Origin of the sequence: Cupriavidus phytohabitans (genome assembly GCF_017815025.1) — a bacterium.
Lineage (GTDB): Bacteria > Pseudomonadota > Gammaproteobacteria > Burkholderiales > Burkholderiaceae > Cupriavidus.
Genome location: NZ_JAGIQB010000018.1, coordinates 46,091 through 67,698 on the forward strand (window position 1 = coordinate 46,091; position 21,608 = coordinate 67,698).

Sequence of the window (21,608 nt, forward strand, 5' to 3'; positions counted from 1 at the left end):
CCTGACTGATGCGCATCCTCTTCATCACCGATCCGCTGGAGACCTTCAAGACCTACAAGGACTCCACCTACGCCATGATGACCGAGGCCGCCGCGCGCGGCCACGAGCTGTACTGGTGCCTGCAGCCGCAGCTGTGCCTGTCGGGCAGCACCGTCGAGACGCTGGCCACGCGCCTGCACCTGACGGGGGACGACCAGGCCTGGTACCGTGAAGGCAACAGCGCGCTGGAGCCGCTGTCCGCCTTCGACGCGGTGCTGATGCGCAAGGACCCGCCGTTCGACATGGAGTACGTCACCAGCACCTGGCTGCTGGAACTGGCCGAGCAGCAGGGCGCGCGCGTGTTCAACAAGCCGCGCGCAATCCGCGATCATTCCGAGAAGCTGGCGATCGCCCAGCATCCGGAATTCATCACGCCGACGCTGGTCACGCGCGACCTGGCGCGTATCCGCGACTTCCATGCCGAGCACCGCGACATCATCGTCAAGCCGCTCGACGGCATGGGCGGCATGGGCGTGTTCCGGGTGGGCAAGGACGGCATGAACCTGGCCGCCATCGTCGAGACGCTGGGCCAGGACGGCGCCCGCACCCTGATGGTGCAGCGCTATATCCCGGCGATCAAGGACGGCGACAAGCGCATCCTGCTGATCGGCGGGGTGCCGGTGCCGTATTCGCTGGCGCGCGTACCGATGGCCGGCGAGGTGCGCGGCAACCTGGCCGCCGGCGGCAGCGGCCGCGCGCAGGAGCTGAGCCAGCGCGACCGCGAGATCGCCGAGTCGCTGGCGCCGGGGCTGTGGGAACAGGGCCTGCTGCTGGTGGGCCTGGACGTGATCGGCGACTACCTGACTGAAGTCAATGTGACGAGTCCGACCTGCTTCCAGGAAATCACCCAGCAAACCGGGTTCCACGTCGCGGCGATGTTCATCGACGCGCTGGAACACGCCGTGGGCGCCGCCGGCAGCTGAGCGGAACCATCCCGGCTGGCAGCGGGAGCGCGGGGGGCCGCCTGCTACAATCTGGGCAATCCAACGGATTCACCATCATGGCAGGCATCCTGATCATCGCGCACACCCCGCTGGCTTCGGCCCTGCGCGATTGCGCCGCCCACGTCTACTGCGGCCAGCCGCAGCGGCTGGAAGCCATCGACGTCCTTCCCGACGCGGACCCCGCCGCGGTGCTGGCCGAGGCCAGGCGCCGCCTGGCCGCCGTCTGCGAAGACAACGGCGCGCTGGTCCTGACCGATATCTTCGGCGCCACCCCGGCCAATATCGCCGCGCGCCTGGCCGAGCCGGGCCGCGTGCGCGTGCTCGCCGGCGTCAACCTCCCCATGCTCGTGCGCGCCATCTGCTACCGCTCCGAGAAGCTCGACCAGCTCGTCAACAAGGCGCTGGCCGGCGGCTCGCAGGGCGTGCTGCAGATCGGCACCACCACCGTACAGAACCAAACCGCCAACCATCCCGACAAATATGCTGCAGAGGGACACCACCATCATCAATAAGCTCGGACTGCATGCACGCGCGTCCGCCAAGCTGACCCAGCTCGCAGGCAGCTTCGTCAGCCAGGTCAAGATGTCCCGCAATGGTCGCCAGGTCGATGCCAAGAGCATCATGGGCGTGATGATGCTGGCGGCCGGCATCGGCTCCACGGTGACCCTCGAGACCGACGGGCCCGACGAGCAGGAGGCCATGGACGCGTTGCTGGCGCTGATCGCCAACCGTTTTGGTGAGGGAGAGTGAGGCCGGTGGCCCCGGTCCCGCAACTTCGAATTCTTAAACGTTCCTGACGGAGCGGTACATGCCTTTCGCCCTGCACGGCATCCCGGTCTCGCGCGGCGTCGCCATCGGTCGCGCGCACCTGCTCGCGCCCGCGGCGCTGGACGTGTCGCACTACCTGGTCGATGAAGACCAGCTCGACGCCGAGGTCGAGCGGCTGCGCGCCGCCCGCGCCGCGGTGCGCGCGGAACTGGCGGCGCTCAAGCGCGACCTGCCGCGCGAGGCGCCCGAGGAAATGGGCGCCTTCCTCGACGTGCATGCGATGATCCTCGACGACGAGGCGCTGGCACGCGAGCCCGAGGCGCTGATCCGGGGCCGCCGCTACAACGCAGAGTGGGCACTCACCACGCGGCTCGAAGAACTGATGCGCCAGTTCGACGAGATCGAGGACGAATACCTGCGCGAGCGCAAGGCCGATATCCAGCAGGTGGTCGAGCGCATCCTGAAGGCGCTGGCCGGCGCCCCCGTGCTGGTACCGGCGCCGGTGCCGGCACTGGCGGCCGACGGCGAACCGGCGCCGGGCGTGATCGTGGTGGCCCACGACATCGCCCCGGCCGACATGCTGCAGTTCCGGCACACTGTTTTCCACGGCTTTGTCACCGACCTGGGCGGGCGCACCTCGCACACCGCCATCGTCGCGCGCAGCCTGGATATCCCGGCCGCTGTGGGGGTGCAGAGTGCGAGCGAGCTGATCCGCCAGGACGACTGGATCATCATCGACGGCGATGCCGGGCTGGTGATCGTCGACCCAAGCGCCATCATCCTCGAGGAATACCGCCACCGGCAGAGCGAGCGCGCGCTGGAGAAGAAGCGCCTGCAGCGGCTGCGCCATACCCCTGCGGTGACGCTGGACGGGCTTGAGATCGAGCTGCTCGCCAATATCGAGATGGCCGAGGACGCCGGCGCCGCGCTGTCTGCGGGCGCGGTGGGCGTCGGCCTGTTCCGCTCCGAGTTCCTGTTCATGAACCGGCGCGGCGATCTGCCGGACGAGGAAGAGCAGTTCCAGGCCTATCGCGCCGCGGTGGATGCCATGCACGGGCTGCCGGTGACCATCCGCACCATCGATATCGGCGCCGACAAGCCGCTCGACGGCCGCGACGGACGCGATGGCCGGGGCGACGGGCGGGGCGATGACTTCGAGACGGCGCTGAACCCGGCGCTGGGGCTGCGCGCGATTCGCTGGTCGCTGTCGGAACCGACCATGTTCCTGACCCAGTTGCGGGCGCTGCTGCGCGCCTCGGCCTTTGGTCCGGTGCGGCTGCTGGTGCCGATGCTGGCGCACGCCAGCGAGATCGACCAGACCCTGGCGCTGATCGCCAAGGCCAAGCGCCAGCTGGACGAGCGCGGCGAGCCGTACGACCCCGGCATGAAGGTCGGCGCCATGATCGAGATCCCGGCGGCGGTGCTGCTGCTGCCGCTGTTCCTGCGCAAGATGGATTTCCTGTCCATCGGCACCAACGACCTGATCCAGTACACGCTGGCGATCGACCGCGCCGACAACGCCGTGGCGCACCTGTTCGATCCGCTGCACCCGGCCGTGCTGCAACTGGTGGCGCGCACCATCCGCGAGGCCAACCGCGCCGGTGTTCCGGTGGCAGTGTGCGGCGAGATGGCGGGCGACCCTTCCATGACGCGGCTGCTGCTGGGCATGGGCCTGCGCGAGTTCTCGATGCACCCCGCGCAGCTGCTGCGGGTCAAGCAGGAAATCCTGCACGCCAATTGCGAGCACCTGGGGCCGCTGGTCGACCAGGTGCTCAATGCCTATGATCCCGAGGATCTTGCGGCCGCGCTGAGCCAGATCGCCAGACCCTGACAACATCATGGTTTTCTGAGGGCGCGAGGCGACAGGCAAGGCACTTGAGCGGCTCGATGAGTGCTGCTTCCGCCGCCTTCTTTTCACGCTTTATGCAGTTTCCTCACCCGATGTGCAGAAAGGTTCCCATGTCGCTAATGGGAATTGTTATCATTTTCGATCTCTGATATTCTGACGTTCATTCGCAGTGGCATGCCGGTGCCACGCGCCCCAATGGAGCGACTTGTGTACGTCTGCATCTGCAACCAGATCACCGATCGTGAGATCCACGGTGCCGCTCACCTGGGCGTCGAGACCCTTGACGAACTCGCCGAGACGCTTGGCGTCGGCACGTGCTGCGGACGCTGCCGCGACTGCGCGCAGCAAGTGTTGCAGGAGGGCGTCGCAGCGGTGCGCAATGTCACCAAGGCCACTCTCGCCAGCATCCAGGTTGTGGAGATTTCTACCTGTTCCGCGTCTGGCCCATGTACCATAATGGACACTCGGGACCCGGCAGTCGCGAACGACCGGCGCAAGGCGCTGGTAGCATGAACGCGCCCATGTGAGCTGAAAGTCAGTTCACGGCGCGTTTTGCGCTTTTCTATTCTCACCGACTGCACGCGGCGCCAACGGCGCCGCTTCGTGTTTTTGCGCGGGCCCGATGCAACAGGAGCCGCGAATGAAAGGTGACAAGAAGGTCCTCCAGCATCTGAACGCCCAGCTCAAGAATGAGCTGACCGCGATCAACCAGTATTTTCTCCACGCTCGCATGTACCGCCACTGGGGCCTGAAAAAGCTCGGTGACGTCGAGTACAAGGAGTCGATCGGCGAAATGAAGCACGCCGACCGCCTGATCGAACGCATCCTGATGCTGGATGGCCTGCCCAACCTGCAGGACCTGCACAAGCTGCTGCTGGGCGAAGACACGCCCGAAATGCTCAAGTGCGACCTGAAGCTGGAGCAGACCGCGCACCAGACCGTCAAGGAAGGCATCGCCTACTGCGAATCGGTCGGCGACTACGTCAGCCGCGAAATCCTGGTCGATATCCTCACCGACACCGAGGAACACATCGAATACCTGGAAACGCAGCTGGACCTGATCGACAAGGTCGGCCTGCAGAACTACCTGCAGTCGCAGATGGAGCCGGGCGAGCAGTAAGCCGCCCGTCCCAGGCGCGGCCGCCGCTGCAGTATGCTGCAAAGGCGGCCAGCCCCACCGCGCGGCGCCACCCGGCGCTGCCACGTTGTCCGGCTGTAGGCAGTAACCCTTCTCATTCCAATTCCTTTCTTCATCCAGGCGTGCCTGGCCGGGTGGTGGCTCCTCCCCGGCCGGCACGCTGCGACAGAGCCAGCCATGACCACAGGTCCCATCCGTCTCACGCAGTACAGCCACGGCGCTGGCTGCGGCTGCAAGATTTCGCCGAAAGTGCTCGATGTGATCCTCGCCGGCAGCGGTGCGCAGCATCTGGATCCGCGGCTGTGGGTGGGCAATGCCTCGCGCGACGATGCGGCGGTGTATGCGCTCGATGGCACGGATAGCGGCAGGGGAGTGGTGTCGACGACGGACTTCTTCATGCCCATCGTCGACGACCCGTTCGACTTCGGGCGCATCGCCGCCACCAATGCGATCAGCGATATCTATGCAATGGGCGGCGACCCGCTGATGGCCATCGCCATCCTCGGCTGGCCGGTCAACGTGCTGCCGCCCGAGGTGGCGCGCGAGGTGGTGGCGGGCGGGCGCCGCGCTTGCGACGACGCCGGCATTGCGCTTGCCGGCGGGCATTCGATCGATGCGCCGGAGCCGATCTTCGGGCTGGCCGTTACCGGCATCGTCGAGCGCGCCCACATGAAGCGCAACGATACCGCCACGCCAGGCTGCCGGCTGTACCTGACCAAGCCGCTGGGCATCGGCGTGCTGACCACCGCTGAGAAGAAGGGCCTGCTGCGGGCCGACAACCGCGATCTTGCGCGCGACTGGATGTGCGTGCTGAACCGTCCCGGCAGCGCCTTCGGGCGCCTGCCTGGCGTACGCGCGATGACCGATGTGACCGGCTTCGGGCTGCTCGGCCACCTGGTCGAGATGGCCGACGGCAGCGGACTGACGGCGCGGCTGGATTATGCCGCGGTGCCGGTGCTCGACGACGTGGTCGACTACATCGGCCAGGGCTGTGTGCCGGGTGGCACGCAGCGCAATTTCGACAGCTACGGTCACCGCATCACGCCGCTCACGGAGGTGCAGCGCGCAGTCCTGTGCGATCCGCAGACCAGCGGCGGGCTGCTGGTGGCGGTCGAGCTGGCCGGCGAAGCGGAATTTGCGGCCGAATGCCAGCGCCTCGGCCTGTCGCTGACGCCCATCGGAGAAATGGTGGCACGCGCCGCGCTGGCCGTCGAGGTCGCATGAGGCCGGCCAACATGCGCGCCGATACCTCAGACTTCCGCGGCCTGTTCCTCAGCGGCGTGCCGATGCTGGATGTGCGCGCGCCGCTGGAATTCACGCGCGGCGCTTTTCCCGGCGCGGTCAACCTGCCGCTGATGGATGATGCCGAGCGGCACGCCGTCGGCCTGTGCTACGCCGAGAAAGGGCAGCCGGCCGCGATCGAGCTTGGACACCAGCTGGTGTCCGGCGAGCGCAAGGCGGCCCGCATCGCCGCGTGGTCGGACTTTGCCCGTGCGCATCCGGATGGCTACCTGTATTGTTTCCGCGGCGGGCTGCGCTCGCAGCTGGTGCAGCAATGGCTGCACGATGCGGGAGTCGATTATCCGCGCGTGACGGGTGGCTACAAGGCGATGCGCGCCTTCCTGATTTCCACCCTCGATGCGGCTGCCGCCGAGCAGCAGTGGCTGGTGCTCGGCGGCATGACCGGCAGCGGCAAGACCGACGTGCTGGCCGACGTGCCGGCCGCGCTCGACCTCGAGGGCCATGCGCGGCACCGCGGCTCGGCCTTCGGCAGGCGCGCGCTGGCGCAGCCGCAGCAGGTGGACTTCGAGAACGCGCTGGCAATCGATGTGCTGCGCCATATCGACGCCCGTTTCCGCGCGCTGGTGGTGGAAGACGAGGGCCGTTTTATCGGCAGCCGCGATGTGCCGCAGGCGCTGGCGCAGCGCATGCAGGGCAGTCCGCTGGTGTGGTTGGAAGCGTCTTTCGAGGAACGCGTGGAGCGCGTGCTGCGCGACTACGTGCAGGGGCTGGCGGCGGAATTCATCGCCGGGCAGGGCGAGGGCACGGGTTTCGACGCTTATTCCTCTCGGCTGCGCGACGCCATGGCGGCGATCTCGCCGCGGCTCGGCGGGGCGCGCTATGGCAAGTTGTCGGCGTTGCTGGAGCAGGCGCTGGCGCGGCAGGCCGAGTCGGGCGACGTGGCGCTGCACCGCGGCTGGATCGAGGTCCTCCTGCGCGACTACTACGATCCCATGTATGCCTACCAGCGCGCGCAGCGCGAGCCGCGCATCGTGTTCCGCGGCGACCGCGCCGCGGTCACCGACTGGCTGCTCGCGCACTCGGCGCCGCAGGACTGAACGGCAGCCCCATTCGAGCGTTCAGTGCCCGGCGCACACCGGGCAGTCCAGCGTGCGGGCCAGCCGCATCGTGGTCCATTCCATCGTCAGCGCATTGACCATCAGCAGCCGTCCCGCCAGGCTATCGCCCACGCCGGCCAGCAGCTTGAGCGCCTCGGCCGCCTGCACCGTGCCGACCATGCCGACCAGCGGCGCAAACACGCCCATGGTGGCGCAGGCCACTTCCGGCGCGGGCTCTGCCGGCGGGAACAGGCAGGCGTAGCAGGGCGCTTCGGGCTGGCGCCGGTCGAACACGCTGATCTGGCCGTCGAAGCGCAGCGCGGCCCCCGACACCAGCGGCACCTTGTGGTGCACGCACGCGCGGTTGACCGCCTGGCGCGTGGCGAAGTTGTCGCAGCAGTCCAGCACCACGCTGGCCGAGGCGACCAGCTGCTCGAGCTCGGCATCGCCCACGCGCGCCGTCACCGTGACGATGTCCAGGCCCGGGTTGATGCGCAGCATGCCTTCGCGCGCCGAGTCGACCTTGGGCCGGCCCACGTTGGCGGTGGTGTGGATGATCTGGCGCTGCAGGTTGGTCAGGTCTACCTCGTCGTTGTCGACGATGGTGATGCGGCCCACGCCTGCCGAGGCCAGGAACGGCAGCGCGGCGGCGCCCAGGCCGCCGGCGCCGATCACCAGCGCGTGTCCGGCCAGCAAGCGGCGCTGCCCTTCGATGCCGAGCTCGTCCAGCAGGATGTGCCGCGAGTAGCGCAGCAGTTGTTCGTCGTTGAGGCCGTCGTCGCTCATGGTGAATCCGGCGGTCTGGATCGGCGCTTCAGGGCGCCTTGCCCGTAGGCGTTCCCAGCGGCTCGCCGATCGGCGCGCTCGCCGGCGGCTGCTTGCCCGGGGCCGGAGCGGCCGGTTTGGCGGCCGGCTTGGCGCCACCCTTCGGCTTCGCCGCCTTGCCATTGTCGGCCGGCGGGTTGGTCTCCAGCTTCGACTTGGAGCGCTTGACCGGCTGGCCGTTAAGCTGCGCGATTGCCTGCTGCAACATGAAGTCGTCGGCCGAGCCGAATTCCACCGGCTTCTTGCGGCGCTCCTTCTCGCGCTCTTCCGGCGTCTTCTTCGCGTTCTCTTCTTCCAGGCGGCGCAGCTCCTCGACGCGGCGCTGCTCGCGCTCGGTCATCTCCGGCTGTTCCGATTCCTGCTTGTTGTGCAGGTGGCGCTCGGTGTCGATCTCGCGCGTGATCAGCGCGTCGTCCGGATCGCCCTCGGGGTTCTGGTCGACCGGGATATCCGGGCGGATGCCCTTGGCCTGGATCGACTTGCCGCTCGGCGTGTAGTAGTACGCGATGGTCAGCTTGATGCCGGTGTCGTTGGTCAGCGGCCGCACAGTCTGCACCGAGCCCTTGCCGAACGTGGTCTTGCCCATGATCTGGGCGCGGTGGTGGTCCTGCAGCGCGCCCGCGACGATCTCGGAAGCCGAGGCCGAGTAGGCGTTGGTCAGCACCACCATCGGGATCTTCTTGTACAGCGTGGGCAGGCTCTTGAGCGGATCGTCTTCCAGCGACGACAGGCGGTAGTTGTTGTATGACGCCTTGTAGACGCGCTTGGCATCGGGCACCTGGCCGTTGGTCGAGACCACGGTGGCGTCGTCCGGCAGGAACGCCGCGGCCACGCCGACCGCGCCCTGCAGCACGCCGCCGCCGTTGTTGCGCAGGTCCAGCACCAGGCCCTTCATGTTGGGATTCTTCTGCGCCAGTTCGGCCAGCTTGCGCGACAGGTCGGCGACGGTGCGTTCCTGGAAACTGGTCAGGCGCACCCAGCCGATATTGTTGTCGAGCATCTTGGCCTTGACCGACTGCACGCGGATCTCGGCGCGCGTGATCGAGACCGGGAAGGTGCGTTCCTCGCTCTTGCGGTAGATGGTCAGCGTGACCTTGGTGCCCGGCTCGCCGCGCATGCGCTTGACCGCCTGCTCCAGCGGCAGGCCGCGCACGGGCTTGTCGTCGATGCGGGTGATCAGGTCGCCCGGCTGGATGCCGGCGCGGAACGCGGGCGTGTCCTCGATCGGGTTAATCACCTTGACCAGGCCTTCTTCCTGCGAGATCTCGATGCCCAGGCCGGCAAAGCGGCCGCGGGTGCCCTCCTGCAGTTCCTTGAAATCCTTCTCGTCCAGGTAGGACGAATGCGGGTCGAGGCTGGCGACCATGCCCTTGATGGCCTCGGTCAGCAGCTTCTTGTCATCGACAGGCTCGACGTATTCGCGCTTGATCTGCCCGAAGATATCGGCCATCAGCCGCAACTGGTCCAGCGGCAGGGGGCCCGATGAGTTCTGTGCGGTCGCCGAGATCTGCAGCGTGGCGAGCACGCCGGCGACGAGGCCGACAGAAACTAGACTGATGTTCTTGAGCGTCTTGCGCATGAGGGCTGCCTGAACGTGTACGGATCGTACGTATGGGGATTATGCCGGCTGCGGGCGCCCGGCGCCGGGAAGGCCGGAATAGCGGGATCGCGGGGCGCTTGTGTCCGACAGTATAAGGGCGTGCGGAGAAACGGACCTGCCACGTCCCGGTTCAGGGTGGGCAGCCGCACACCGGCACGCCGGCGCGGCTGCCCGGGTGGGCGTCAGCGCGCCTTGCCCTGGTTGGCCACGGCCGCCAGCGAAGCGGCGATGGCCTCCTGGTCGCCCAGGTAGTAGTGGCGGATCGGGCGCAGGTCGGCGTCCAGCTCATACACGAGCGGGGTGCCGTTGGGAATATTGAGTCCGACGATATCGTCATCCGAAATCTGGTCCAGGTACTTCACCAGCGCGCGGATGCTGTTGCCGTGCGCGGCAATGACCACACGCTTGCCGGATTTGATGTCGGGAGCGATCGATTCGTTCCACAACGGCATCACGCGGGCGACCGTGTCCTTAAGGCATTCGGTCAGCGGGATCTCGTTGCGCGGCACATTGGCATAGCGCGGATCCTCGTACGAGGCGCGCGGATCGGTCGGCTCCAGCGCCGGGGGCGGGGTGTCATAGCTGCGGCGCCACACCAGGACCTGCTCGTCGCCGAACTTGGCGGCGGTCTCGGCCTTGTTCAGCCCGGCCAGTGCGCCGTAGTGGCGTTCGTTCAGGCGCCATTCGTTGCGTACCGGGATCCACATCAGGTCCATCTCGTCCTGCACGTGCCACAGGGTGCGGATGGCGCGCTTGAGCACCGAGGTGTAGGCGATGTCGAAGCCGAAGCCGGCTTCCTTGAGCAGCTTGCCGGACTGGCGGGCCTGCGCAGCGCCGGTATCGGTCAGGTCGACGTCGACCCAGCCGGTGAAGCGGTTTTCAAGGTTCCAGGTGGATTCGCCGTGGCGGATAAGGACAAGCTTGTACATGCTGCTGCTTCCAGAGAGAGTAGATAACCTGCGTGCGTCCGCGCCGTCACCTGATCCGAAGTGCTTAATGGGCACCCATGTATCGGACAGGCGACAATGACGGGTGACCCGTTGCAACAGGGCCCGGACGCCAAACCGCGTATTTTATAATGCCGCCGACCCAACCTACCGGAAAGCCAACGTGAATTTCTTTGCCGACTACAACAACCTCGCCCTGATCGCCCTGGCCGTGGTCTCCGGCGGCCTGCTGGCCTGGCCTGCGATCTCGCGCAGCACCGGTGCCAAGTCCGTCAATACGGCCGCCGCCACGCAGCTGATCAACAAGCGTGGCGCCGTCGTGGTCGACATCCGCGAACCCGCCGAGTACGCCAAGGGCCACCTGCCCCAGGCCAAGAGCGCCCCGCTGGCCGACCTGGCGTCGCGCGCCGCGGGCCTTGCAAAGGACAAGGCGGCCCCCATCATCGTGGTATGCCAGAACGGCCAGCGCGCGGGCAAGGCCCAGGCAGCGCTGAAAGAAGCCGGTTACAGTGAGATCTATGCGCTCGAGGGTGGCATCGCCGCCTGGCAGCAGGCGGGGCTGCCGCTGGTCAAGTAAGCCCGGCCAGGAAGTCGCGGATCCCGCAGGCAATTCCGCCGCATCCATCACAGCGCGCCCGGTCCGCCTGGCGCGCCGCATTGTATTCAAGGAGAGTCCACATGGCCCGCGTCGTCATGTACAGCACCGTCGTGTGCCCGTATTGCAATATGGCTGAACGCCTGCTCAAATCCCGCGGGGTCGAGACGATCGAGAAGATCCTGATCGACCGCGAACCGGGCAAGCGCGAAGAAATGATGTCGCGTACCGGGCGCCGTACCGTGCCGCAGATCTACATCGACGAGACCCATGTGGGCGGCTTCGACGACCTCTCGGCGCTGGACCGCAAGGGCGGCCTGATGCCGCTGCTGGCGGCCTGAGCGCGCTGCCGGTCAGAACTCTCTGATTCCTGGCCGGCCAGGCGCCGGCGCGGGTGAAATCGCCACCCGCGTCATGTACCATATGCGCTTTCCACTTTTCCAACCGGGCACCGGCCAGTCCTTGCGCCTCGCAGACGATGCCGCCGCCGCGCCCAACGCCCATCCTCCCGGAAGCCTTTCATGAGCGACCAGCAAAACACCCAGCAGGACGATCAACCCTTCTTCAACATCCAGCGCGTCTACCTGAAGGACATGTCGCTGGAGCAGCCCAATTCGCCCGGCATCTTCCTGGAATCGGAGGCCCCGTCGGTGGAAGTGCAAGTCAACGTTGGCGCTTCGCAGCTGCAGGAAGGCATCTTCGAGGTGGTCGTGACCGGCACCGTGACGACCAAGGTGCAGGACAAGGTGGCATTCCTGGTGGAAGCGCACCAGGCAGGCATCTTCGATATCCGCAACGTGCCGGTGGAGCAGCTGGACCCGCTGCTGGGCATCGCCTGCCCGACCATCCTGTACCCGTACCTGCGCGGCAACATCGCCGACGTGATCACCCGCGCCGGCTTCCAGGCCATCCACCTGTCGGAAATCAATTTCCAGGCGCTGTACGAGCAACGCCTGCAGGCGGCCATGCAGGAAGCCCAGGCGGCCGAAGGTGGCAACAGCGGCATCGTGATGCCCGACGGCAGCCAGGCTCGCCACTGAGCGAGCGGCCTGCCGCGCCATGCTACGGAACGGGGCTGCGGCCCCGTTTTGCTTGTGCGCATGTTCTAGTGTCATGACTTGGAGGTTCGTTGCATCAGTCTGCCGATAAGACGCACGATCCGTCGTCGCGAATGCTCGCAAGGCTCCAGCCTTGCTGCGCTTCGCTCCTAGTCTCGCACGCCTTCTCGACAGGCTTATTTCCGCAACGAACCCCCAACTCATGACACTAGCGCCTGATTTCTCTCCGATCGAGCTGCCATGAAACTGACCTTTCTCGGTGCCGGCGCCTGGGGCACCGCCCTCGCCAGCCATGCCGCGGCCACCAATGAGGTGGTGCTGTGGGGGCGTGATGCCGCGCAACTGGCGGCCATCGCCGCAACGGGTGAAAACGCGGCCTATCTGCCCGGGGTGAAGCTGTCCCGTCGGCTGGCGGTGCAAGCTGATTTCGAGCAGGCGGTGGCCCATGCCGCGGATGACCCGGACGGCATCGTGGTGGTCGCCACGCCGGTCTCCGGACTGCGCGAAATGACACGCAGGCTGGCCACGCGCAGCGCGCGCCCGGTGTCCATGCTGTGGCTGTGCAAGGGCTTCGAGGCCGGCACGCACCTGCTGCCGCACCAGATGGTGCGCGCCGAACTGGACGCCGCCGGCCGCACCGAAGGCTTCGACTACGGCGTGCTGACCGGTCCCAGCTTCGCGCGCGAAGTCGCGCAAGGCCTGCCGTGCGCGCTGACGGTGGCGGGCAGCGTGCCGTCGCTGGCGGAGCGGGTCCAGCAGGCTTTCCACCACCACGCCATGCGCATCTATGGCAGCGACGACCTGACCGGCGTCGAGGTCGGCGGCGCCGTCAAGAATGTGCTGGCGATCGCCACCGGGGCCAGCGACGGGCTCGGCCTCGGCCTGAATGCGCGGGCCGCGCTGGTGACGCGGGGGCTGGCCGAGATGACGCGGCTGGGGCTGGCGCTGGGCGGGCGGATCGAGACCTTCATGGGGCTGGCCGGCGTCGGCGACCTCATCCTGACCGCGACCGGCGACCTGTCGCGCAACCGCAAGGTCGGGCAGCAACTGGCCGCCGGACAGAGCCTGGAGCAGATCCTGGCCGGCCTGGGCCACGTGGCCGAAGGGGTGCGCTGCGCGCAGGCAGTGGCCGAGCTGGCCGCCGCGCATGGCGTCGAGATGCCGATCGCGCGCGCGGTGTGCGCCGTGCTGTTCGATGGCCTGGGTGTCGCCGATGCGGTCGCGCAATTGCTCCAGCGCGATGCGCGCGATGAATGACCCCGCGCGCGCTCCAATCCTCCTGAAGAAAGTTAAATTTTCCGCATGCCTACCCGCCGACACGCGCTGATCGCGCTTGCCGCCGCCTGCGCTGCCGGCGCATCCGCCAGCGTGCTGGCGCAACCGTGGCCCGCGCACCCGATCCGCATGGTGGTGCCGTTCCCGCCGGGCTCGTCGCCCGACCTGATCGCCCGCATCGTCACCGAGAAGCTGGCCGCCGCGCTGGGCCAGCCTGTGGTGATCGAGAACCGGCCCGGCGCCGGCGGCAATATCGGCACCGGCATGGTGGCGCGCGCCGCGCCGGACGGCTATACGCTGCTGTTCACGATCAACGGCCCGCTGGTGACCGCCCCAACGCTGGCGCGCAACCTCAATTACGACCCGTTCCGCCAGCTCGCTCCGGTGACGCTGGTGGCCACGTCGCCCAATGTGCTGGTGGTCGACGCGCGGCTGCCGGTGAATAACCTGCGCGAATTCGTGGCGCTTGCCAAGTCGAAACCGGGCGCGCTGAACTTCGGCTCGCCCGGCAACGGCAGCGCGTCGCACCTGGCAATGGAGCAGCTCAAGGCCATGGCCGGGCTCGACCTGCAGCACGTGCCGTATCCCGGCTTCCCGCAGATCACGACTGCGATGGTGGGCGGGCAGGTGCAGGCGGCCTTCATGGTGCCGGCCATAGCGATGCCGCAGGTCAATGCGGGCAAGCTGCGCGTGCTGGCGGTGACGACGACCGGCCGCACCGCGGTGCTGCCCTCGGTGCCGACGGTGGCGGAGTCGGGCTATCCCGGCTTCGAGGCGATCTCCTGGCAGGCCGTGCTGGCGCCAGCCGGTACGCCGCAGGCGGTGATCGACCGTCTATATCGTGAACTGGTGGCGATCATCGGCAGCGCCGACGTGCGCGACAAGATGCGGGCGCAGTATTTCGTGCCTGCCGGGACTGCGCCGGCGTCGCTGCGCCAGACCATGGTCAGCGAGAGAGCGCGCTGGGACAAGGTCATCCGCGCTGCGGGCGTGCAGCCGGAGTAGCCGGGCAGGGCGCCTAGCTACCCCCCGCGAACCCGTTCTGCCGCCACGCTTCGAACACCACCACCGCCACCGTATTAGACAAGTTCAGACTGCGGTTGTCTGGCCGCATCGGCAGCCGGATCCGTTGCGCCGGCGGGAACCACTCGCGCCGCTCCGGTGAAAGCCCGCGCGTTTCCGAGCCAAACACAAACCAGTCTCCCGGCCGGAATTCCACCTGGCCGAACGGTGTCGAGCCGCGCGTGGTCAGTGCGAACATGCGCGCGGGATCGGGTTGCTCGCTGGCCATCAGCGCATCCCAGTTCTCATGCACACGCATGGCCGCATATTCGTGGTAGTCCAGGCCGGCTCGGCGCATGCGCGCGTCGTCGAGCGGGAACCCCAGGGGCTTGACCAGGTGCAGCTGCGCGCCCGTGTTGGCGCACAGGCGGATCACATTACCGGTATTGGGCGGGATTTCGGGTTCGACCAGGACGACGTTGAACATGTGCGGAGCTTCTTGAGAAACGGTGCGCACTTTAACGCGCGCACCAGGCGCTGTCATCCGGACTAGGGCGTACGCAGCGCAACGATCACGCTGACGCGTGCCGCGCCGTGCGCCTTGAGGACAAGCGCTGCCTCATGCAGCGTCGCGCCGGAAGTCATCACGTCGTCCACCAGCGCCACATGCAGCCCATCCAGCCGCGCGGGCCGCGTCAGCCGGAACGCATCGCGCAGGTTCACCTGCCGCGCGGCCAGGTCCAGCGCGCGCTGGCTGCCGGTATCGCGCCGGCGCTGCAGCAGCACGGGGTCGGCGCGCAGGCCGAGCCGGCGCGCCAGCGGGCGGGCGATTTCCCAGGCCTGGTTGAAACCGCGCGCGGCCAGCCGTTGCGGCGCCAGCGGGACGGGGGCGAGCAGGTCGGGCGGCGCCAGCCCCTGCGCCGCCCAAGCCGCCGGCAGCGCCGCGGCGAGGCGGCCCGCCAGCCAGTCGGCCAGCGGCAGCGCGTGGCCGAACTTGAGAGACAGTACCAGGTTGTCCTGCGGACTGGCGTAGTCGCCCAGCGTGCAGGCATGGTCGAACGCCGGCGGCATGGCGGCGCAGGCCGCGCAACCGGCATGGCGGCCCAGCGCCAGCGCGCAAACGGGGCAGCGCCGTAGCGGCCGCAGCAGGTCGGCGGCACACGGCGCGCACACCACGTCGCGCTGCACGCTGCCGCATAGCGCGCAGGCGCTTGGCAGCAGTGCCGGGGCGGCGGCTTGCCAGGCGCCGAGGGCCCACTTGGCGCCCATCGCGGCGCCCATCGCGGCGCGCGCGTATACTTGCCGTCCGGCCGCGGCCCATCGGGCGCGGCGGCCGCGTTCGTCCGGCGCGCGCGCCGGTTCCTGGTCTTTTTGCTGCCCTGCCTGTCCGTGTCCCTGCATGCCGCCGATCTCCCCGATAGCTCCGCTGGTCCCGATGCCTTCCTGCCGCCCGCGCGCCTGAGCCGGCTCGCCTTCGACCGGCGCAGCCGCAACTTCGGCCAGCTGGACTTCCTGCTGGGCGAGATCGGCCGCCGCATGCAGGAGCGCATGGAGGTGATCCGGCTGGCGCCGCAGCGTGCGCTGGACATCGGCTGCGGCCACGGCCAGGGGCTGGCGGCGCTGCGCGCCCGCTTCCCTGATGCGCAGATCGCCGGCCTCGACATCTCCGGGGCGATGCTGGCCGAAGCCGGCCAGCGCGACCCGCAGCGCCATCCGGGCTGGCTCGGCCGCATGCTGGGCAAGCGGCCGCTGTTCGACCTGGTGCAGGGCGATCTTGCCACACTGCCGTTTGCGCCCGCGAGCTTCGACCTGCTGTGGTCCAACCTGGCGCTGCACTGGCATCCCGAGCCGCACCGCGTATTCCCGGAATGGCACCGCGTGACGCGCGACGAGGGGCTGGTGCTGTTCTCGCTGTTCGGCCCCGACACCCTGGGCGAACTGCGCGCGGCCTTTGCCGAAGTCGACGACGCGCCCCATACGTTGCGTTTTGTCGACATGCACGACATTGGCGACATGCTGGTCCACGGCGGCTGGTCCACGCCGGTGATGGACATGGAAACGCTGACCGTGACCTACGAGTCGCCCGCTACGCTGCTGCATGAGGTGCAGGCTTTCGGCGGCCTGCGCGGCCCGGCCGGCGCGCTGCCGCAAGGCCTGCGCGGCCGCCGCTGGTACCAGGCGCTGACGCAGGCGCTGGAGCGGCGCCGCAACGCCGATGGGGTGATCCCGCTGACCTTCGAGATCGTCTACGGCCATGCGTGGAAGCTGGCGCCGCGTGGCGGCCAGGCGCTGGACGACCAGGGCCGCGCCGTGGTGCCGCTGGACCAGATCGGCCGTGCCAGGCCCCGTAGGACAGGTTAAAACAGAGTTAACTTGCGCATGCGACAGATTGCCGCAGACCGAGTGCTGGCGCGGGGTCCCGGGCAGTTCCGCAGGCACAGAATCGAGCGGCGCGCAAGCGCCCTGGTCAAGGACCGCCCTTGTCCGTGTATGGGAAGCGCCCTATAATGCGCCAGTTTGTCGCAGTGGTCCCCTGGCACAAGAACGTCCTGGTTTTGCACCTGCACTGTGCAGCCCGGGCGCCAACGTCCCGGGTGTGCATCCGATGCAGAGTGGTTGGCGATGCAAGACTTGGGTATCGCATTCCAGACGGCAGGTGGTGACTCCGGCGGAAATCACGACGGACCTCCCCCCCCGCCCCACGACTGGCTGATGAAGCGGAATTGCTCGCTGAGTCCACGCCAGGTCGGCTGGTTTTACCTCTCGATCCTCACTGTCTCGCTTGTCATTGCGTTGTTTTTCGCGTGGCAAGGGTCCTGGCTCGTGCTGCCGTTTGCAAGCATCGAGCTGGCGGGGCTGGGGATCGCCCTGCTTGTGTATGCGCGCCATGCGACAGACTATGAGCGCGTCAGCATTACCGACGGCATGCTGGTCGTGGAGACAGCCAGCGGCACGCAGGTGACGCGCCACGAATTCAACCCGCGCTGGGTGCGGGTCGAACTGGGTGAATCGCTCCGCGCGCTGGTGACGCTGCGCTCGGGCGGGCGTGAGGTACAGGTGGGGTGTTACGTGGACCCGTACCGGCGACGCAAGTTCGCGCAGGAGCTCGCAGCGGCGTTGCGCCACCTCTGAGAGGGGGGCAGGGCGGCGGCGGGGACAGATTTGAATCTGTAAATTGGGTAGATAACAAATGAAAATGTGGAAGAAGGCATCCGCAGCTTGTCTGGCAGGTGCGTCCCTGCTTGCCAGCCACGCGGCGTTCGCGGTCAGCGACATGCCCGGCGGGCCCGCCGTGCGCCAGCTCAACCTGACCGAGCCCGTTACCAAGATCGCCGAACAGATTCACTGGCTGAACTGGATGATGCTGATCATCTGCACGGTGATCTTCGTCGCGGTGTTCGCCGTGATGTTCTATTCCATCTTCACGCACCGCAAGGCGAAGGGCTCGAAGCCTGCCTCCTTCCACGAAAGCATCACGGTCGAGGTGGTCTGGACCATCGTCCCGTTCCTGATCGTGATCGCGATGGCGCTGCCGGCGACCAAGACCGTGGTCGCGATGAAGGACACCACCAACTCCGACATCACCATCAAGGCCACCGGCTACCAGTGGAAGTGGGGCTATGACTACCTGAAGGGCGAAGGCGAGGGCATCTCGTTCGTGTCGACCCTGACCACCCCGCGCGAGCAGATCAACAACGAGCAGCCCAAGGGCAACACCTACCTGATGGAGGTGGACAACGAGCTGGTCGTGCCGGTCAACAAGAAGATTCGCATCGTTACCACCGCCAACGACGTGATCCACGCCTGGATGATCCCGGCCTTCGGCGTCAAGCAGGATGCGATTCCCGGCTTTGTGCGCGACACCTGGTTCAAGGCCGAGAAGATCGGCGTGTACCGCGGCCAGTGTGCCGAGCTGTGCGGCAAGGAACACGCCTTCATGCCGATCGTGGTGCGCGTGGTGTCGGACGCCGACTACACCAAATGGGTCGACGGCAAGAAGAAAGAGCTGATGGCCAAGGCCGACGATCCCAACAAGACCTGGACGCTGGATGAATCCAAGGTCCGTGGCGAGAAGGTCTATGCCGCCAACTGCGCGGTCTGCCACCAGCCCAACGGCAAGGGCGGCGGCGCCTTCCCGGCGCTGGACGGTTCCAAGCTGGTCAATGGCCCGAAGGCCGGCCAGATGCACATCCTGCTGGAAGGCAAGGGCGGCATGCCGTCGTGGAAGCAGCTGTCGGACACCGAGCTGGCAGCGGTCATGACCTATACGCGCAACGCCTGGAGCAACAAGACGGGTGAAGTGATCCAGCCGGGCGACTTCGTGGGTGCCCGCGCGGGCAAGTTCCCCGAAGGCGGCGGTGCAGGCGGCGAAGCCCCCAAGGCCGACGCCAAGCCCGCGGACAAGACCGGCGCCAAGCAGGCCAGCCTCGCGGACAACCGCGTCGCAGGCTGACCCGCTGAAGACAGAACAGGATTAGAGGAGCATTTGCGATGAGTACTGCTACCCCGGACGCGCTCGCCCATCCGCACGATCACGCGCATGACGACCACGCGCACGATCACCCGCATGGCTGGCGCCGCTGGCTGTTCGCCACCAACCACAAGGACATCGGTACGCTGTACCTGCTGTTCTCGTTCATCATGCTGCTGTCGGGCGGCCTGCTGGCGCTGCTGATCCGCCTGGAGCTGTTCGAGCCGGGCCTGCAGTTCTTCCGCCCCGAGCTGTTCAACCAGTTCACCACCATGCACGGCCTGGTGATGGTGTTCGGCGCGATCATGCCGGCCTTCGTCGGCTTCGCCAACTGGATGATCCCGCTGCAGATCGGCGCGTCCGACATGGCGTTCGCGCGCATGAACAACTTCAGCTTCTGGCTGATGCCGCCGGCCGCGCTGCTGCTGGCCGGCTCGTTCTTTGCCCCGGGCGGCGCCACCGCCGCCGGCTGGACCCTGTACGCGCCGCTGTCGGTGCAGATGGGCCCGGGCATGGACATGGCCATCTTCGCGATGCACATCATGGGCGCGTCGTCGATCATGGGCTCGATCAACATCATCGTGACCATCCTCAACATGCGCGCCCCGGGCATGACGCTGATGAAGATGCCGATGTTCTGCTGGACCTGGCTGATCACCGCCTACCTGCTGATCGCCGTGATGCCCGTGCTGGCCGGCGCCATCACCATGGTGCTGACCGACCGCCATTTCGGCACGAGCTTCTTCTCGGCCGCCGGCGGCGGCGATCCGGTGATGTACCAGCACATCTTCTGGTTCTTCGGCCACCCCGAGGTGTACATCATGATCCTGCCGGCCTTCGGGATCATCTCGCAGGTGGTGCCGGCGTTCGCCCGCAAGCGCCTGTTCGGCTACAGCTCGATGGTGTACGCCACCGCCTCGATCGCCATCCTGTCGTTCATCGTGTGGGCCCACCACATGTTCACGACCGGCATGCCGGTGACCGGCCAGCTGTTCTTCATGTACGCGACCATGCTGATCGCGGTGCCGACGGCCGTGAAGATCTTCAACTGGATCGCGACGATGTGGCGCGGCTCGATGACCTTCGAGACCCCGATGCTGTTCTCGATCGGCTTCATCTTCGTGTTCACCATCGGTGGCTTCACCGGCCTGATGCCGGCGGTGGCCCCGATCGACATCCAGCTGCAGGACACCTACTTCATCGTGGCGCACTTCCACTATGTGCTGGTGGCCGGCTCGCTGTTCGCGCTGTTCGCGGGCTTCTACTACTGGGGTCCGAAGTGGAGCGGGTTCATGTACAACGAAGCCCGCGGCAAGGTCCACTTCTGGGGTTCGCTGATCTTCTTCAACGTGACCTTCTTCCCGATGCACTTCCTGGGCCTGGCCGGCATGCCGCGCCGCTACGCCGACTACCCGACCCAGTTCACCGACTTCAACGCGGTTGCGTCGATCGGTGCGCTCGGCTTCGGCCTGATGCAGGTGTATTTCTTCTTCTTCGTGGTGCTGCCGTCGTACCGTGGCGGCGAGAAGGCCGCGGACAAGCCGTGGGAAGGCGCGGAAGGCCTGGAATGGACCGTGCCGTCGCCGGCGCCGTTCCACACCTTTGAAGTGCCCCCGCAGGTCCGCTGAAGCGGTATTGCGCAACAAGGCAGCGGGGGGCGGCAGCGTCCGCCTCCCGCGCCGGCAGGTAAGCAAACGATGCAGGCTCCAGACAAAAACCCATCACACCCGGACCCGAAGGCCGCCAACCGGCGCCTTGGCCTGATCCTGCTGTCGATCGTGGTGGTTTTCTTTTTGGGGTTCTTCGCCAAGATGGTGTTCCTGGGCTGAGGTGGCAGGGTAGCGAGATGAGCGTCGACCAGCAGGGCAGGGAAGCGCAGGGAGCGCGGGAAGCCGACAAGCGCTTCAACCGCGGCATGATGGTGCGATTGATGGTGATCGTCGCCGTGATGTTCGGCTTCGGCTATGCGCTGGTTCCGCTGTACAAGAAGATCTGCGACATCACCGGCATCAACGTGGTGACCACGCGCGAGCTGCATGGCGGCTCGGTGAAGAACACGCAGGTCGACAAGAGCCGCACGGTCACGGTGGAGTTCGACTCCAACGCGCGCGGGCCCTTTGCCTTCCGTCCGGTCAGGAACAGCATGGAAGTGCATCCGGGCGAGATGATGACCATCGTCTACGAGGTGGCCAACGGGCAGCCGCGCGATATCTCCGCGCAGGCCATCCCGAGCTACGCCCCCAAGCAGGCGACCCAGTATTTCAAGAAGCTGGAGTGCTTCTGCTTCAAGCAGCAGACACTCAAGGCGAACGAGGCGCGCGAGATGCCGGTCGTGTTCGTGATCGATCCCGCGCTGCCCAAGGATGTGAAGAGCATTACGCTGTCGTACACCTTCTTCGAGGTGGGCACGCCGGTGGCGCAGGCCCCCGAGGGCCAGTTGGCACCGACGCCGGCGGGCAAGGGCAGCTGAGGCGAGGGGCGCGATGGACGAACTGAAGGACGCCGCCAAACGGAAGATGTCTTTCGCGCAGACCATGCGCGCGGTGCTGTGGTCGTTTATCGGCCTGCGCAAGGGCGCGGAGCACGAGCGCGACATGGCGCGGCTGAACCCGGTGCATGTGGTCATCGCCGGGCTGATCGCCGTGGCAGTCTTTATCGCGGTGCTGATCGTCATCGTGCGGATGGTGGTCAGCCAGGCGGCAGGGTAGCAAGGCAGGAAGGGTAGACAACAAGGCAGTCGCAGAAAAACAACCGCGCC

General features: G+C 67.1%; 25 protein-coding genes. 20 read left to right on the plus strand and 5 right to left on the minus strand.

Annotation, left to right across the window (positions count from 1 at the left end):
• The first annotated feature begins 8 nt into the window (after positions 1-8).
• The 8 genes from gshB to mnmH all read left to right on the plus strand — a co-directional run bounded on the left by gshB (position 9) and on the right by mnmH (position 7,077).
• On the plus strand, positions 9-962 hold the full coding sequence (gene gshB, locus J8I34_RS14585) for a glutathione synthase (protein WP_209806333.1): 954 nt from the start codon (positions 9-11) through the stop codon (positions 960-962).
• Positions 963-1,039: 77 nt separating this feature from the next.
• The gene (locus J8I34_RS14590) at positions 1,040-1,495 is read left to right on the plus strand and encodes a PTS sugar transporter subunit IIA (RefSeq protein ID WP_029046718.1); all 456 of its coding nucleotides are present in this window, start codon (positions 1,040-1,042) and stop codon (positions 1,493-1,495) included.
• Complete coding sequence (locus tag J8I34_RS14595; protein WP_029046719.1) at positions 1,464-1,733, plus strand: HPr family phosphocarrier protein; 270 nt, start codon at positions 1,464-1,466, stop codon at positions 1,731-1,733. Before J8I34_RS14590 ends, J8I34_RS14595 begins: the two co-directional genes overlap by 32 nt.
• A gap of 58 nt (positions 1,734-1,791) precedes the next feature.
• Complete coding sequence (gene ptsP / locus J8I34_RS14600) at positions 1,792-3,582, plus strand: phosphoenolpyruvate--protein phosphotransferase (RefSeq protein ID WP_029046720.1); 1,791 nt, start codon at positions 1,792-1,794, stop codon at positions 3,580-3,582.
• 225 nt (positions 3,583-3,807) lie between these two features.
• The gene (locus J8I34_RS14605; RefSeq protein ID WP_029046721.1) at positions 3,808-4,113 is read left to right on the plus strand and encodes a (2Fe-2S)-binding protein; all 306 of its coding nucleotides are present in this window, start codon (positions 3,808-3,810) and stop codon (positions 4,111-4,113) included.
• Positions 4,114-4,240: 127 nt separating this feature from the next.
• Positions 4,241-4,720 carry a bacterioferritin gene (gene bfr, locus J8I34_RS14610; protein ID WP_029046722.1) on the plus strand — a complete coding sequence of 160 codons (480 nt, stop codon included), beginning with the start codon at positions 4,241-4,243 and terminating at the stop codon, positions 4,718-4,720.
• A gap of 195 nt (positions 4,721-4,915) precedes the next feature.
• On the plus strand, positions 4,916-5,962 hold the full coding sequence (gene selD, locus J8I34_RS14615) for a selenide, water dikinase SelD (protein WP_029046723.1): 1,047 nt from the start codon (positions 4,916-4,918) through the stop codon (positions 5,960-5,962).
• Positions 5,963-5,973: 11 nt separating this feature from the next.
• A complete protein-coding gene (mnmH, locus tag J8I34_RS14620; protein WP_209806346.1) occupies positions 5,974-7,077 on the plus strand; it encodes a tRNA 2-selenouridine(34) synthase MnmH in 1,104 nt (367 codons plus the stop codon).
• 21 nt (positions 7,078-7,098) lie between these two features.
• Here mnmH and J8I34_RS14625 read toward each other — a convergent pair whose 3' ends face one another.
• From J8I34_RS14625 to gpmA, 3 genes are all read right to left on the minus strand, one after another.
• Complete coding sequence (locus tag J8I34_RS14625) at positions 7,099-7,863, minus strand: HesA/MoeB/ThiF family protein (RefSeq protein WP_209806334.1); 765 nt, start codon at positions 7,861-7,863, stop codon at positions 7,099-7,101.
• A 28-nt stretch (positions 7,864-7,891) separates the two neighbouring features.
• Positions 7,892-9,481 carry a S41 family peptidase gene (locus J8I34_RS14630; RefSeq protein ID WP_209806335.1) on the minus strand — a complete coding sequence of 530 codons (1,590 nt, stop codon included), beginning with the start codon at positions 9,479-9,481 and terminating at the stop codon, positions 7,892-7,894.
• A 203-nt stretch (positions 9,482-9,684) separates the two neighbouring features.
• On the minus strand, positions 9,685-10,431 hold the full coding sequence (gene gpmA / locus J8I34_RS14635; RefSeq protein WP_029046727.1) for a 2,3-diphosphoglycerate-dependent phosphoglycerate mutase: 747 nt from the start codon (positions 10,429-10,431) through the stop codon (positions 9,685-9,687).
• Positions 10,432-10,612: 181 nt separating this feature from the next.
• Between gpmA and J8I34_RS14640 the strand changes: the two genes are divergently transcribed.
• The 5 genes from J8I34_RS14640 (at position 10,613) to J8I34_RS14660 (ending at position 14,382) form a co-directional block, all read left to right on the plus strand.
• Positions 10,613-11,026, plus strand: a complete 414-nt coding sequence (locus J8I34_RS14640) for a rhodanese-like domain-containing protein (protein ID WP_029046728.1) — start codon at positions 10,613-10,615, stop codon at positions 11,024-11,026.
• Between the two features lie 101 nt (positions 11,027-11,127).
• Positions 11,128-11,385, plus strand: a complete 258-nt coding sequence (gene grxC / locus J8I34_RS14645) for a glutaredoxin 3 (protein WP_029046729.1) — start codon at positions 11,128-11,130, stop codon at positions 11,383-11,385.
• A 180-nt stretch (positions 11,386-11,565) separates the two neighbouring features.
• Positions 11,566-12,084 (plus strand): protein-export chaperone SecB, encoded by a 519-nt coding sequence (secB, locus tag J8I34_RS14650; protein WP_029046730.1) that lies wholly within the window; start codon positions 11,566-11,568, stop codon positions 12,082-12,084.
• Positions 12,085-12,342: 258 nt separating this feature from the next.
• Complete coding sequence (locus J8I34_RS14655) at positions 12,343-13,359, plus strand: NAD(P)H-dependent glycerol-3-phosphate dehydrogenase (RefSeq protein WP_029046731.1); 1,017 nt, start codon at positions 12,343-12,345, stop codon at positions 13,357-13,359.
• 45 nt (positions 13,360-13,404) lie between these two features.
• Positions 13,405-14,382, plus strand: coding sequence for a Bug family tripartite tricarboxylate transporter substrate binding protein (locus J8I34_RS14660; protein ID WP_029046732.1), 978 nt, complete (start codon positions 13,405-13,407; stop codon positions 14,380-14,382).
• 13 nt (positions 14,383-14,395) lie between these two features.
• Here the strand turns inward: J8I34_RS14660 and trmL are convergent, their stop codons facing one another.
• Positions 14,396-14,866, minus strand: coding sequence for a tRNA (uridine(34)/cytosine(34)/5-carboxymethylaminomethyluridine(34)-2'-O)-methyltransferase TrmL (trmL, locus tag J8I34_RS14665; RefSeq protein ID WP_029046733.1), 471 nt, complete (start codon positions 14,864-14,866; stop codon positions 14,396-14,398).
• Between the two features lie 62 nt (positions 14,867-14,928).
• Positions 14,929-15,780, minus strand: a complete 852-nt coding sequence (locus J8I34_RS14670) for a ComF family protein (protein WP_209806336.1) — start codon at positions 15,778-15,780, stop codon at positions 14,929-14,931.
• On the opposite strand from J8I34_RS14670, the gene J8I34_RS14675 reads away from it, so the two are divergent.
• The 7 genes from J8I34_RS14675 (at position 15,769) to J8I34_RS14705 (ending at position 21,558) form a co-directional block, all read left to right on the plus strand.
• Positions 15,769-16,740, plus strand: coding sequence for a methyltransferase domain-containing protein (locus J8I34_RS14675; protein WP_371748077.1), 972 nt, complete (start codon positions 15,769-15,771; stop codon positions 16,738-16,740). The two genes, J8I34_RS14670 and J8I34_RS14675, sit on opposite strands and share 12 nt — an antisense overlap.
• A gap of 261 nt (positions 16,741-17,001) precedes the next feature.
• Positions 17,002-17,511 (plus strand): DUF2244 domain-containing protein, encoded by a 510-nt coding sequence (locus tag J8I34_RS14680; RefSeq protein WP_209768456.1) that lies wholly within the window; start codon positions 17,002-17,004, stop codon positions 17,509-17,511.
• Positions 17,512-17,569: 58 nt separating this feature from the next.
• Entirely contained in the window at positions 17,570-18,832 is a 1,263-nt protein-coding gene (gene coxB / locus J8I34_RS14685; RefSeq protein WP_029046737.1) for a cytochrome c oxidase subunit II, read from the plus strand.
• Between the two features lie 38 nt (positions 18,833-18,870).
• On the plus strand, positions 18,871-20,478 hold the full coding sequence (gene ctaD, locus J8I34_RS14690) for a cytochrome c oxidase subunit I (RefSeq protein ID WP_029046738.1): 1,608 nt from the start codon (positions 18,871-18,873) through the stop codon (positions 20,476-20,478).
• Positions 20,479-20,547: 69 nt separating this feature from the next.
• Complete coding sequence (locus J8I34_RS14695) at positions 20,548-20,679, plus strand: cytochrome oxidase small assembly protein (protein WP_209756341.1); 132 nt, start codon at positions 20,548-20,550, stop codon at positions 20,677-20,679.
• Positions 20,680-20,696: 17 nt separating this feature from the next.
• Positions 20,697-21,320, plus strand: coding sequence for a cytochrome c oxidase assembly protein (locus tag J8I34_RS14700; RefSeq protein ID WP_209806338.1), 624 nt, complete (start codon positions 20,697-20,699; stop codon positions 21,318-21,320).
• Between the two features lie 13 nt (positions 21,321-21,333).
• Complete coding sequence (locus J8I34_RS14705) at positions 21,334-21,558, plus strand: DUF2970 domain-containing protein (RefSeq protein ID WP_029046740.1); 225 nt, start codon at positions 21,334-21,336, stop codon at positions 21,556-21,558.
• The last annotated feature ends 50 nt before the right edge of the window (positions 21,559-21,608 follow it).